General features: G+C 68.0%; 10 protein-coding genes. 5 read left to right on the top strand and 5 right to left on the bottom strand.

Going from position 1 to position 11,814, the window contains the following annotated elements:
• Positions 1–275: 275 nt before the first annotated feature.
• From bluB to ACM6JT_RS30040, 3 genes are all read right to left on the bottom strand, one after another.
• Entirely contained in the window at positions 276–1,058 is a 783-nt protein-coding gene (gene bluB, locus ACM6JT_RS30050; RefSeq protein WP_414857822.1) for a 5,6-dimethylbenzimidazole synthase, read from the bottom strand.
• A gap of 179 nt (positions 1,059–1,237) precedes the next feature.
• Complete coding sequence (locus tag ACM6JT_RS30045) at positions 1,238–2,236, bottom strand: 2-hydroxyacid dehydrogenase (RefSeq protein ID WP_034182846.1); 999 nt, start codon at positions 2,234–2,236, stop codon at positions 1,238–1,240.
• Positions 2,237–2,266: 30 nt separating this feature from the next.
• Entirely contained in the window at positions 2,267–3,250 is a 984-nt protein-coding gene (locus tag ACM6JT_RS30040; protein WP_034182847.1) for a LysR family transcriptional regulator, read from the bottom strand.
• A gap of 744 nt (positions 3,251–3,994) precedes the next feature.
• Between ACM6JT_RS30040 and ACM6JT_RS30035 the strand changes: the two genes are divergently transcribed.
• Positions 3,995–5,206 carry a pyridoxal-phosphate-dependent aminotransferase family protein gene (locus tag ACM6JT_RS30035; RefSeq protein WP_034182848.1) on the top strand — a complete coding sequence of 404 codons (1,212 nt, stop codon included), beginning with the start codon at positions 3,995–3,997 and terminating at the stop codon, positions 5,204–5,206.
• A 58-nt stretch (positions 5,207–5,264) separates the two neighbouring features.
• Here the strand turns inward: ACM6JT_RS30035 and ACM6JT_RS30030 are convergent, their stop codons facing one another.
• On the bottom strand, positions 5,265–6,200 hold the full coding sequence (locus ACM6JT_RS30030) for an AraC family transcriptional regulator (protein WP_034182849.1): 936 nt from the start codon (positions 6,198–6,200) through the stop codon (positions 5,265–5,267).
• 136 nt (positions 6,201–6,336) lie between these two features.
• On the opposite strand from ACM6JT_RS30030, the gene ACM6JT_RS30025 reads away from it, so the two are divergent.
• From ACM6JT_RS30025 to ACM6JT_RS30015, 3 genes are all read left to right on the top strand, one after another.
• Complete coding sequence (locus ACM6JT_RS30025) at positions 6,337–7,227, top strand: DMT family transporter (RefSeq protein WP_105393121.1); 891 nt, start codon at positions 6,337–6,339, stop codon at positions 7,225–7,227.
• A 114-nt stretch (positions 7,228–7,341) separates the two neighbouring features.
• Positions 7,342–8,013 (top strand): hypothetical protein, encoded by a 672-nt coding sequence (locus ACM6JT_RS30020; protein WP_034183418.1) that lies wholly within the window; start codon positions 7,342–7,344, stop codon positions 8,011–8,013.
• Positions 8,014–8,016: 3 nt separating this feature from the next.
• Complete coding sequence (locus tag ACM6JT_RS30015; protein WP_414857821.1) at positions 8,017–8,619, top strand: RES family NAD+ phosphorylase; 603 nt, start codon at positions 8,017–8,019, stop codon at positions 8,617–8,619.
• A gap of 84 nt (positions 8,620–8,703) precedes the next feature.
• Here the strand turns inward: ACM6JT_RS30015 and ACM6JT_RS30010 are convergent, their stop codons facing one another.
• Positions 8,704–9,918, bottom strand: coding sequence for an MFS transporter (locus tag ACM6JT_RS30010; RefSeq protein ID WP_217588206.1), 1,215 nt, complete (start codon positions 9,916–9,918; stop codon positions 8,704–8,706).
• Positions 9,919–10,255: 337 nt separating this feature from the next.
• Between ACM6JT_RS30010 and xdhA the strand changes: the two genes are divergently transcribed.
• The gene (xdhA, locus tag ACM6JT_RS30005; protein ID WP_414857820.1) at positions 10,256–11,800 is read left to right on the top strand and encodes a xanthine dehydrogenase small subunit; all 1,545 of its coding nucleotides are present in this window, start codon (positions 10,256–10,258) and stop codon (positions 11,798–11,800) included.
• Positions 11,801–11,814: the final 14 nt, after the last annotated feature.

Genomic DNA, 11,814 nt, shown 5'->3' with positions numbered 1-11,814 from the left:
GCTCGGGTGGGCGCAGGATGCGCGGTGCGGGCGGACGGGAAGGCGAACGACAGCGCGATTCTACTTCAGTGAAAACCCTGATGCTCGGGGCCAAAACGGATGTTGCCGGCGTGCGACGGGGCAGCGGGCGGGAAGCTCACAATGTGGGATTTGGCGGCGGTTTGCGGCGTGCGAATTCGTCGGGGTCGGAACGATGGTGCTGCCGGGCCGTGCTCAGGAAATTTGAACGACATTTCTCGGAAACCCCAAAAACCGATCCCGATTGACAGCGGGAGTCATATCAGCTGTTCGGGTGGACCGTCGGTGAGCGCGGCTGATCGTGCCGCTTCGGTGCTGGCGTCCGATGTGCGTGGCGCGTTTGCATCCGGTTCCGCGTTCGTGTCCGCAGGCGACGAAGGCGATCCGGCGGCGTCGAGCGCGGCCGGATCGTCCCAGCCGTTCTCGGACAGGCACGCTTCGATCGGCATCCGCGCGGCCCAGCGTTCCTGCTCGAGCATCGGCTTTGCATAGAACGCGTCGACGTGCCCGACGCACAGCACGGCGATCGGCTTCGCGCCGCCGGGCATCCGCAGCAGCGTGCGCAGCGCATCGACGTCGAACAGCGACACCCAGCCCATCCCGAGCCCTTCCGCGCGCGCCGCGAGCCACATGTTCTGGATCGCGCACGCGGCGGACGCGAGATCCATCTCCGGCAGCGTGCGGCGGCCGAACACGTGGCGCTCGCGGCCGTCGGCGAGCGCGACGACCAGCAGCTCGCCGCATTCGCGCACGCCTTCGACCTTCAGCCGCATGAATTCGTCCTGGCGCTCGCCGAGCGCGTCGGCGGTCGCGCGGCGCTCGGCCTCGACCAGCGCGTGGATCGCGGTGCGCAGCGCGGGATCGGTGATGCGGATGAAGCGCCACGGCTGCATGAAGCCGACGCTCGGCGCGTGGTGCGCCGCGCGCAGCAAGCGCGCGAGCACGGCCGGATCGACGGGCGCCGGCGTGAAATGGCGCATGTCGCGCCGTTCGAAAATGGCGCGGTAGACGGCGGCGATGTCGGAGTCGTCGAAACGCATGAGCGGGAGGAGGCGGGTAACGTCGGCGCAACGATAGCAGACGGCGCGCGGGAATCGTTACATCAGTCGCAACAAAACGAGAAATTGTTCATGAAAAAGGCTGGCTGCGCAGCAGCGGGCGCAAGCAAACGATTGCGGTGGTGCCGGCAACCGTCAAATGAGCCAATTTCGTCGATTTGTCAGCGAATCGCCGTCACGACGTTCTGCGGCGTGCCCGCATGCCAGGCCTCGATGTTCAGCAGCGTCGTGTGCGCGATCTCCGCCAACGCCTCGCGCGTGAAGAATGCCTGGTGCGACGTGACGATCACGTTCGGGAACGTCAGCAGGCGCGCGAGCACGTCGTCCTGCAGCGGCAGGTCGGAGTGATCCTCGAAGAAGAGCCCGCTTTCCTCCTCGTACACGTCGAGCCCGAGATGGCCGAGCTGGCCGCTCTTGAGCGCGTCGATCAGCGCCTGCGCATCGACGAGGCCGCCGCGGCCGGTGTTGATCAGCATCGCGCCGTGCTTCATCCGCGCGAGCGTCTGCGCATTGATCAGATGGTGCGTCGACGGCAGCAGCGGACAGTGCAGGCTGACGATGTCGGCCTGGTGCAGCAACGCGTCGAGCTCGACATAGCGCGCACCGAACGCGATCAGCTCGTCGTTGTACGGCGGCACCGAGTGCGCGAGCACATGCATCCCGAAGCCCATCATGATCTTCGCGAACACGCTGCCGATGATGCCGGTGCCGATCACGCCGACGGTCTTGCCGTGCAGATCGAAGCCGAGCAGGCCGTTCAGCGAGAAGTCGCCTTCGCGGGTGCGCGCGACGGCGCGCGGCAGGCGGCGGTTGAGCGCGAGGATCAGCGCGACTGCGTGCTCGGCGACCGCGTGCGGCGAATACGCGGGCACGCGCACGACCGCGATGCCGAGCCGCTCGGCGGCCGCCAGGTCGACGTGGTTGAAGCCCGCCGAGCGCAGCGCGATCAGGCGCGTGCCGCCGTCCGCCAGCCGTTCGAGCACGGCTGCGTCGACGGTGTCGTTGACGAACGGGCAGACGACGTCATAGCCGTGCGCGAGGATCGCGGTTTCCGCGTCGAGGTGCGACGGCTGGAAGTGCAGCCGATAGCCGAACTGCCGGTTGGCGGCGGTAAACGAATCGTCGTCGTACTGCCGGCTGCTGAACAGGATCACGCGCACGCTGCACCTCCGATGGCTGACGCGCGCAGTTTACTGCAGGCCCGTGACGATGTCGGAGCGGTCGGGGCCGCGCGACGGACGCAGGAAGCCGTAATCCTTCCGCTCGCGGGCGGTCTGCGCGCTGAAGTGGTCGAGTGCGTGCTCGACGAAGCTGCGCGTGCGGGCCGGCACGTACTGGCGGTTCGGATAGACGAGCGATAGTTGTGCGTCCGGGTCGTCGATCCGGTAGCCGGGCAGCAGCCGCACGAGCGTGCCGCTGTTGAGCGCGTCGGCGACGCACGGCTCGGGCAGCACCGCGATGCCGGCGCCGGCAATGGCGGCCGCCTGCACGAGTGCGAGCTGGTTGAGCGTGCAGGCCGGGCGCACCGTGACCGAATGCGCGACGCCGTCGTGGCCGACCAGCTGCCACGCGGGCGCATGCTGGTGCGGTGCGAGCGTGACCCAGTCGTGGCCCGGCAGGTCGTCGGGCGCGCGCGGCTCGCCGCGCCGGTCGAGATAGGCCGGCGCCGCGCAGGCGACGAACGGGTTCGGCGCGAGCGCATGGCCGATCAGCGTCGGGTTGCCGTCGAGCCGGTTGCCCGTGACGATGCCGACGTCGTAGCCCGATTCGAGCACGTCGAGCGGCCCGTCGGCGACGGTCAGCTGCACGCGCAGCTCGGGGTAGCGGTGCCGGAAGCTGCTGACGAGCGGCGTCAGCGCGAGCGGCGACAGCAGGCCCGACGCGACGACGCGCAGCGTGCCGGCCGGTTCGCGCACGGCATGCGCGACGGACGACTCGAGGTGGTCGAATTCCTCGAGCAGCGCGCGGCAACCGTCGAGGTAGCGCACGCCGGCCTCGGTGAGCGACAGGTTGCGCGTGGTGCGGTGGATCAGCCGTGTGTTCAGGTGACCCTCGAGCATCGCGATCGAACGCGTGACGAGCGCATTGGACACGCCGAGATGGTGCGCTGCGCGCCGGAAGCTCTGCTGCTCGGCGACGCAGACGAATACACGCATGGTCTGAATCTGGTTCATGGCTTGTGTATTTCTGGCCCGGTTGATTGATTATGGTTGTGATTTTTCGCCGCGCAACCTCGAAAACGCATCGCGCGGCACCCAGTTCTCCCTCGTATCGAAAAATCGGTTTTCGATTCCGCAGACGATTGTTAAATACAGTTGCGATATCCGTCAACCTGAGAAAACGGGCGGGTTGCGGAAAATCGAAATCGCGAGTACCGGTTAAATGTCGGGCTATCTCGCGTGCCTGCCGTTCAAAGGCGGCAGAGTATTGGAATATGCATCGTGGCGGCGAATAATTCGTATGTTAATCAATTGGTTGTTCGTGATTCGATCCGGTTTGCTCCGGTAATTTGGGGAGTCGATCCCTAATACATGCTGCAGTAATGGATGTTTTTACCCGTGCGCTGGTTTTGCGTATCGCATTCCGTGCGGCGATTTTTATCGAACATCCGGTCTATTTCGTTCGATACGCAAGTCGCGCTGAACCGTCGGTATCGATGAAACGCGGCGATATTGGCGGAGAAAATCGCGCGCATGGAACCGTTTCACAACCGGCCGGCAATGCCGTTCCAATCCGGAACGCCGGCGCGCGATGCCTGGGCGGCCGGCTGGCCCGGTCCGGCGACCGGGCCACCGTCGCGCGGTCCGGCCGTGCGTGCCTCTTGCGCGAGGTCGCGGAACGCGGAATCATCGATCAGTTCGCCATGCAGTTGGTTTGGCGGGCGTCCGTGTATTTCCCTTCCTCACCTTTTGCCAGCCATGTCCATCGATTACTCGCCGATCCCCTGTCCCGTCGTCGTGCCGCTCGACGCGATCCTGCCCGAAGAACCGCTGCTGATGATGGGGGCCGGCCCGGTTCCGATCCCGGCCGCCGTCGCGAAGGCGAACACGATCGTGATCAACCACCTCGGCGCGACGATGGCGAAGATCATCGAGCAGGTGAAGGAGATGGCGCGCTACGTGTTCCAGACCCGCACGAAGTGGGTGCTCGGCGTCGCGGGCCCCGGCTCGGCCGCGATGGAAATGGCGATCTCGAACCTCGCCTGGCGCGGCACACGCGTGCTGTCGATCCGCAACGGCTTCTTCAGCGCGCGGATGGCCGAGATGGCCACGCGGGTCGGCGCCGACGTCGCGACGCTCGAAGTGGCCGACCGCGCGGTCGCGAGCCTCGACGAGATCGCGGACGCGATCGCGCGCGAGCGGCCCGAGATCGTCACGATCGTGCAGGGCGAGACGTCGAACACCGTGTGGAACCGCGACCTGCGCGACATCGCGGCGCTCGCGAAGGCGGCCGGCGCGCTGGTGGTCGTCGACGCGGTGTGCACGCTGTCGACGATGCCGCTCGACATGGACGCATGGGGCATCGACGCGGTGATCACCGGCGGCCAGAAGGGGCTGTCATCGATCCCGGGCGTGTCGCTGATCGCATTTTCCGACGCCGCGTGGGAGCGCATGAAGCATCGCCCGGAGCCGAATACGCACTGGTGCCTCGACATGGCGCTCGCGGAGAACTTCTGGCACAACGCCGGCTATCACTACACGGCGCCGGTGTCGGGCGTGCTCGCGCTGCACGAGGCGCTGCGGCTGGTTTGCGCGGAGACGCTGGAAAGCCGCTTCGCGCGCCACCTGCGCTGCTCGCTCGCGCTGCAGGCGGGTGTCGAGTCGATGGGGCTCAAGCTTTATGCGCCGAAGGACTGCCGGCTCAATTCGGTGGTCGGGATCGAGACGCCGGAAGGGCTCACGCCCGGGATGGTCTGCGGCCATATCTCGAAGCAGTATCAGGTCGAGATCTCGGGCTCGTTCGGGTTGCCGATCGTGCGGATCGGGCAGATGGGCGAGCAGTGCCGCGAACATAACCTGTTCCGCACGCTGCATGCGTTCGGCCGCACGATGGTCGACCTGAAGGTGCCGGTCGACCTGCCGGCCGGCGTCGCGGCGCTCGAACAGGAACTGTCGCGACGCGGCGCGTAACGCCGCACGCGGCCGACCGGCGTCGGGGGCAGGCTGGGCCGCGATCGGGCGATCGCGCTCAGCGGCCCTGCATCGCGCGCCGGTACATATTCGGCGTCGTGCCGTGCGCGTCGCGAAAGCGATGGCTGAAGTGGCCGGCGTTCGCGTAGCCGCAGTCGGCCGCGACCTGCGCGAGCGGCAGCGACGTCGTGCGCAGCAGTTCGCGCGCCCGCGCGAGCCGCTGCTCGGCGACCCACGCGTGCGGCGCGCGGCCGAACGACAGCCGGAACATCCGCGAGAAGTGGTATTCGGACAGCGCGGCGACGTCGGCCAGTTCGCCGAGCGTCAGCGGCTGCGTCAGGTACGTGTCGATGTAGTCGCGCACGCGGCGGCGCACGGCCGGCGCAAGCCCGCCGCGGAACGACGCGTCGGTGCGCGTCGTGCTCTGCCCGCGCAGCAGCAGGCTCAGCACCTCGTGCGCGGTCTCGTTCACGCGCAGCCGCTCGTCGGCATCGTCCCAGCCGTCCAGCGCGAGCGAGCGCAGCAGCGCGGCGACGCGCGCATCCTCGAAATAGGTGCGGTCGGCGAGCTTCAGCTCGCGCGGCTCGCGGTCGAGTTCGCGGATCGCGCGCTGCGTGAAGTGCTCGGGCAGGAAGTACAGGTGAATGAAGTGCATCTCGCCGCGCACCCACCAGCGCGATTCGTGGTCGCCCGGCAGCGCGCACAGCAGGCTCGGCGCGCCGTAGCGCGGCACGCGTTCGCGCTCGGTCCGGTAGCCGCCGTCGAGGTAGCACGACAGCGTGTGGTGGCCGGGCTGCTCGTAGATCGTCTCGCTTTCGTCGGTGATCCGCGTCCATTCGGCGATCGCGAGATGGTCGCCGAGCCACGCGAAGCGCTCGAGCGTCGCGTTCGCGTCGGCGAGCGTGCGGCAGACCGACTGCAGGCCGAACGGCAAATCGCCGCCGGCCAGGGTGGCGGCGCGGTCGACGGGCGGGGCGGAGAGGGAGAAGCTCATGGTGCGACGAGTATAAGCGGGCGCGCCGCACCGGGTGCGGCGGCCGGAAAAAGACCGCAATTCCGGACAATCGGCGCGCGCCGCGCGGCGGCATAGTCGGAGTCCCGTTTCATCTGATTTCCGGACCATCGCCGCCATGAACCTGTCGCTTTATTTCGTCACCGTGCTGATCTGGGGCACCACCTGGATCGCGATCAAGTGGCAGCTCGGCTCCGTGCCGCCGCCCGTGTCGATCGCATGGCGCTTCTGGCTCGCGGCCGCCGTGCTGTTCGCGCTGCTGCGCGTGATGCGCCGGCCGGTCCGGCCGCCGCGCGAAGCCTGGCGCTACCTCGTCGCGCAGGGCTTCGCGCTGTTCTGCCTGAATTTCCTGTGCTTCTACTACGCGGAGCAGGTCGTGCCGAGCGGGCTCGTCGCGGTGATCTTCTCGACCGCGCCGCTGCTGAACTCGATCAACGGCCGGCTGTTCATGGGCCGCCCGCTGCGGCCGTCGGCGGTTGCCGGCGCGCTGCTCGGCCTGATCGGCATCGCGTGCCTGTTCTGGCAGCAGATGGCCGGCCATCTCGACGATCACGCAACCTGGATCGGGCTCGCGATCGCGTTCGCGGGCACGATGTGCTTCTCGGCCGGCAACCTGCTGTCGAGCCGGATGCAGTCGATGGGGCTGCACCCGCTCGCGACCAATGGCTGGGCGATGCTGATCGGCGCGGCGATCCTGACCGTCGGCAGCGCGGTGGCCGGGATGTCGTTCACGCTCGACATGAGCCCGCGTTATCTCGGCGCGCTCGTCTACCTCGCCGTGCCGGGCTCGGTGATCGGCTTCACCGCGTACCTGACCCTCGTCGGCCGGATCGGGCCGGAGCGCGCCGCGTACTGCACGGTGCTGTTCCCGATCGTCGCGCTGGCCGTGTCGACGGTATTCGAGGGTTACCAGTGGTCGCCGCTCGCGGTGATCGGGCTGCTGCTCGTGGTGGCCGGCAATCTCGTCGCGTTCGACCTGACGCGCCGGCTGTTTCTCCGGACGGCGTGACGACGGCCGGACGGGTGACGCGCTGCATGGCGCGACCAGGCGTCAGGTTGACTTGGTTGACTTGGTTTCGATTCGAGGCTAGGCTTGAACCTCCGGTTGGATAAGGAGGCGGAGATGGTCAGGCAGGCTCATGCACTTGAAAGCGCGGCTGCGATTCTCGATGTCGAGACCGAGGAGGCGTTGCGCAGCGCCGTTGGTGCCGCGACCATGCTCGGTCCCGATCGGGCGCGTGCGCTGCTCAAGCTGTCGGACGAACAGCTCGGGCACCTGTTCAAGATCGGCATCGCCCAGGTCATCGATCTGGCGGGCACGATCACGTTCGGCATCGCTGCCGCTGCGACCCGCGACAGGCAACCTTCCGGCCGCACGAAGCAGCATGCGAAGCCGGCGGCACGCGCGGATGCTGCGGCCGCTGATTTCGAGCGGCGCGCGCTGGCCGAACGGCGGGCGCTCGTCGCGCAGGGCGCGCTGCTGCCGGCCGCGGAGATCTGGGCAAGGCTCGGCATGACGCGGCAGGCGCTCAGCAAGGCGGTCGTGTCCGGGCGCATCTTCACGGTCGACGTGGGGGCGGTGCAGTACTACCCGGCCTTTTATCTGACGGGCGATATCGATCGCAAGACGCTGGGAAAGGTGACGCAACGCCTGGGTGGTTTGCCGGGATGGAGCAAATGGCAATTCTTGACGACGCCCAAGGCGTCCCTTGGCAACGTCACGCCGCTGAAAGCGCTGTCGCAAGGAAGGCGCGAAGAGGTGGAGCGTGCCGCGGCGGCGTTCGCGGAGCGCTAGGGGGTGCGGTCGACGTTGAGGCCACCGAGCGAACACTTCGCGAATGCGACGCTGGTTACGCGGGAGATTGCGCCGTCGGCGCTGGTGCGCGTCTCCCGATACGAGACAGGCGAGCCATACTTCGGCAAGTCGGGCGGCAACCGTTTCGACGACCCGCGCCAGCGGCGCTGGTATGGCACCAGCTATTTCGGTTTCGACCTGCACTGCGCGTTCGCCGAGACGGTGCTGCACGACGAAGTCGCGGATCTCGCTGTCGGTGGCTTCCCGCTCGTGACGACCGAGCTTGAGCGCTTCGTGCTTTCGTTCACCGGCTCGCCGCTGACGGTGGCCGTCCTGCACGGCCTGCCGCTGAAAAACCTCGGCGGCGACGGGGCGCTGTCGACCGTCGCACCGTACGATATCCCGCAGCAATGGTCGCTCGCCGTACACGGGCATGGTCGTCGGGTCGACGGCTTTCTGTATATGTCACGTCATCTCAACACGTCGGAAGCGCTTGTGCTCTTCGATCGTGCCGAATCCAAACTCAGGCTCGAGCGCGCCGTTCCGTTCCGGCACCACACCGAGGCTGCCCGCGTGCTGCGGGACTTCAACATATTGCCGCGTTAAGCCGCGTATCGCCGGCCGCCCGACGGGCGGCTTCGGACGGTATTCCGTCAGAAGGGACGGCGCGCGCGATTCCTCGCAGCCCGTTCATGCGGCCGCGCCGCTTCCGGCAACACGCGCCTGTCGCTGGTACAGCACCATCGACAGCGCGACGCCCGCGGCGGCGGCCACCGCCGCGAACAGGAACACCTGCGGATAGCCGAACGCACCCGCGACATAACCGGCGAGAGGGCCCGTGATGCCGAGCGACAGGTCGAGGAACACCGAGTACGCGGACAGCGCCGCGCCGCGGCTCGCGGGCGGCACGAGCGCGACGGCCTCGACGCCGAGCGCCGGGAAGATCAGCGCGAAGCCGAAGCCCGTCAGCGCCGCGCCGACGAGCGCGACGTGCGGCACCGGCGCGAGCCACAGCAGCACGAGGCCCGAGCATTCGAACGCGAACGACACGATCGCGACGCGGAAGCCGCCGTAGGTCTTGATCGTGTTCGCGAACAGCAGGCGCGCGCCGATGAACAGCGTGCCGAACACGGTCAGCGACAGCGCGGCGTTCGGCCAGTGGCGCGCCGCGTAGTACAGCGTGACGAAAGTCGCGATCGAGCCGAAGCCGGCCGAGCCGAGCGCGAGGCCGAGGCCGTGCGGCAGCACGCGCGTGAACACGCTCGCATACGACATCCGTTCGCCGTGCACGAGCGGCACGGAATCGATCAGGCGCGCGAGGTAGAAGCCGAGCGCGGCGAGCGCGATCACGATCACGCCGATCAGCGCCGGATTCAGCGTATGCGCGATCGCGACGCCGACCGGCGCGCCGAGCGCGAGCGCGCCGTAGGTCGCGATGCCGTTCCACGAGATCACCTTCGCGTTGTGCGCGACGCCGACCCGCCCGATGCCCCACAGGATCGCGCCGGTGCCGCACAGGCTCTCGCCGACGCCGAGCACGAGCCGGCTCGCGACCAGCAGCACGAGGCTCGCGACCGGCCAGTGCGCGAGCAGCAGCGCGACGAGCAGCAGCACACCCGACACGCCGCAGCCGACCAGCCCGCGCAGCACCGTCTGCTTCGGGCCGAGCGTATCGGCGAAGCGCCCGGCGAGCGGCCGCGACGCGAGCGTCGCGAAATACTGGACGCTGATCGCGCCGCCCGCGACGATCGCGGAAAAGCCGAGGTCGTCGTGGACGAAGCCCGGCAGCACCGCGAGCGGCAGGCCGATGGTCAGGTAGCAGATGAACGTGAAGCAGACGACGGACACGATTTGCAGCGTGACCGCGAACCCGCTGCGTGCTGGTGTGGCGGAATCGGATGACATGGGGTCGGAACGAATGAGCGAAACGGAGCGTGACGGAACGGAAGACGGCGCAAAACGGAATCGGGATTTTCCCATGGAACCGGTTTTCACGCAGGTACCATTTAGTTAATCGCGACCCGTTTTCGCGTATCACGGATCGGCGCCGGCCGCCGGGAAGGCAGTGCGGAAAAGGCGTCGGGCGGCCCCGGCGCTCATATCGCGGCAGTTATATGGGCCTCATGCGTGATGGGCTATGGGTTGCGAAATTTGATGGTGATAGCGTGCAAACTGTCAGAAAGACGTCGGTCGAGCGCTTCGCGCAGGCCGCCTAGCCCCCCAATTGAAGAACCATCGAGACATGAGTGAGCCGATCCGCTTCTACCATCGTCACGCAATCCGCGAAGTCAGCGGCGCGGACGTTACCCGCACCGTGCTGCAGTACCTGCGCGAGGACGCGCATTGCACCGGTACCAAGGAAGGCTGCGCGGAAGGCGACTGCGGCGCGTGCACGGTCGTCGTCGGCGAGCTGACCGACGCCGGCGCGGTCGAGTTCAAGGCCGTCAACGCATGCATCCAGTTCCTGCCGACGCTCGACGGCAAGGCGCTGCTGACGGTCGAGGACCTGCGCCAGCCGGACGGCGCGCTGCATCCGGTGCAGCAGGCGATGGTCGACTGCCATGGTTCGCAATGCGGGTTCTGCACGCCCGGCTTCGTGATGTCGATGTGGGCGTTGTACGAGAAGCACGGCCACGAAGGCTGCGGCAGCGCGTGCGCGAAGGCGAAGGACGTGCCGACGCGCACCGAGATCGCCGACGCGCTGACGGGCAACCTGTGCCGCTGCACCGGTTATCGCCCGATCGTCGATGCGGCCGTGCAGATGTTCGATGCGCCGGCGCCGTCGGCACCGGTCGACGCGGCCGCGCTCGCCCGCACGCTCGCGTCGCTCAGGCGCGACGACACGTTCGACTATGCGACGATCGACGGCGCGCGCTTCGCGGCGCCGCGCACGCTCGACGCGCTGGCCGCGCTGAAGGTCGAACGGCCCGACGCGCGGATTCTCGCGGGCAGCACCGACATCGGCCTGTGGGTCACGAAGCAGATGCGGCGGCTCGACGACCTGATCTACGTCGGCCAGATCGCCGAACTGCAGCGCGTCGAGGAGCGCGGCGACTGGATCGAGATCGGCGCGGGCGTGACGGTCGAGAACGCGTATGCGGCACTGGCCGGCATGTATCCGGAGCTGACCGAGATGTGGAAGCGCTTCGCATCGCTGCCGATCCGCAACGCGGGCACGCTCGGCGGCAACGTCGCGAACGGCTCGCCGATCGGCGATACGATGCCGGGCCTGATCGCGCTCGGCGCGCGCGTCGTGCTGCGCGGCGGCGACACGGTGCGCGAGCTGCCGCTCGAGGCGCTCTACACGGGCTACCAGCAGAAGGACATGGCGCCGCACGAATTCGTCGTCGGCGTGAAGGTGCCGACCCGCACCGGCGCGCGCGAGAAACTGCAGTTCCGCACGTACAAGCTGTCGAAGCGGTTCGACTCCGACATCTCGGCTGTCTGCGCGGCGTTCGCGTTCATCGCGGACGGCGACACGATCCGCGAGCCGCGCATCGCGTTCGGCGGGATGGCCGCGACGCCGAAGCGCGCGGCGCGCACCGAAGCCGTGCTCGACGGCGCGCTGTGGCACGAAGTCACCGCGCAGGCCGCGATGCAGGCGCTCGAGCGCGACTACCAGCCGCTGTCCGACATGCGTGCGACGAGCACGTACCGCCTCGATACCGCGAAGAACCTGATGTATCGCTTCTGGCTGGAGACGCGCCCGCACGACCCGCTGCCGCCGCAAGCCCTGAATGTGCGTGAAGTGGCCGCCGAAGCCGGCGCCGACGCGGCGCGCGTCTGAAGACGGAGAACACC

It is taken from the genome of Burkholderia sp. IT-111MI5 (genome assembly GCF_949752865.1).
In the GTDB taxonomy this organism is placed as follows: Bacteria; Pseudomonadota; Gammaproteobacteria; order Burkholderiales; family Burkholderiaceae; genus Burkholderia; species Burkholderia pyrrocinia_C.
The sequence above is the reverse complement of the archived record's forward strand: the minus strand, read 5'-3'. Positions and strand labels throughout refer to the sequence as shown.

Coding starts and splice junctions, on each gene's coding strand:
- bluB (WP_414857822.1), bottom strand. CDS start 1,058: ATGCGTTTCGACGACTCCGACATCGCCGCCGTCTACCGCGCCATTTTC.
- ACM6JT_RS30040 (WP_034182847.1), bottom strand. CDS start 3,250: ATGAACCAGATTCAGACCATGCGTGTATTCGTCTGCGTCGCCGAGCAG.
- ACM6JT_RS30035 (WP_034182848.1), top strand. CDS start 3,995: ATGTCCATCGATTACTCGCCGATCCCCTGTCCCGTCGTCGTGCCGCTC.
- ACM6JT_RS30030 (WP_034182849.1), bottom strand. CDS start 6,200: ATGAGCTTCTCCCTCTCCGCCCCGCCCGTCGACCGCGCCGCCACCCTG.
- ACM6JT_RS30025 (WP_105393121.1), top strand. CDS start 6,337: ATGAACCTGTCGCTTTATTTCGTCACCGTGCTGATCTGGGGCACCACC.
- ACM6JT_RS30020 (WP_034183418.1), top strand. CDS start 7,342: ATGGTCAGGCAGGCTCATGCACTTGAAAGCGCGGCTGCGATTCTCGAT.
- ACM6JT_RS30010 (WP_217588206.1), bottom strand. CDS start 9,918: ATGTCATCCGATTCCGCCACACCAGCACGCAGCGGGTTCGCGGTCACG.
- xdhA (WP_414857820.1), top strand. CDS start 10,256: ATGAGTGAGCCGATCCGCTTCTACCATCGTCACGCAATCCGCGAAGTC.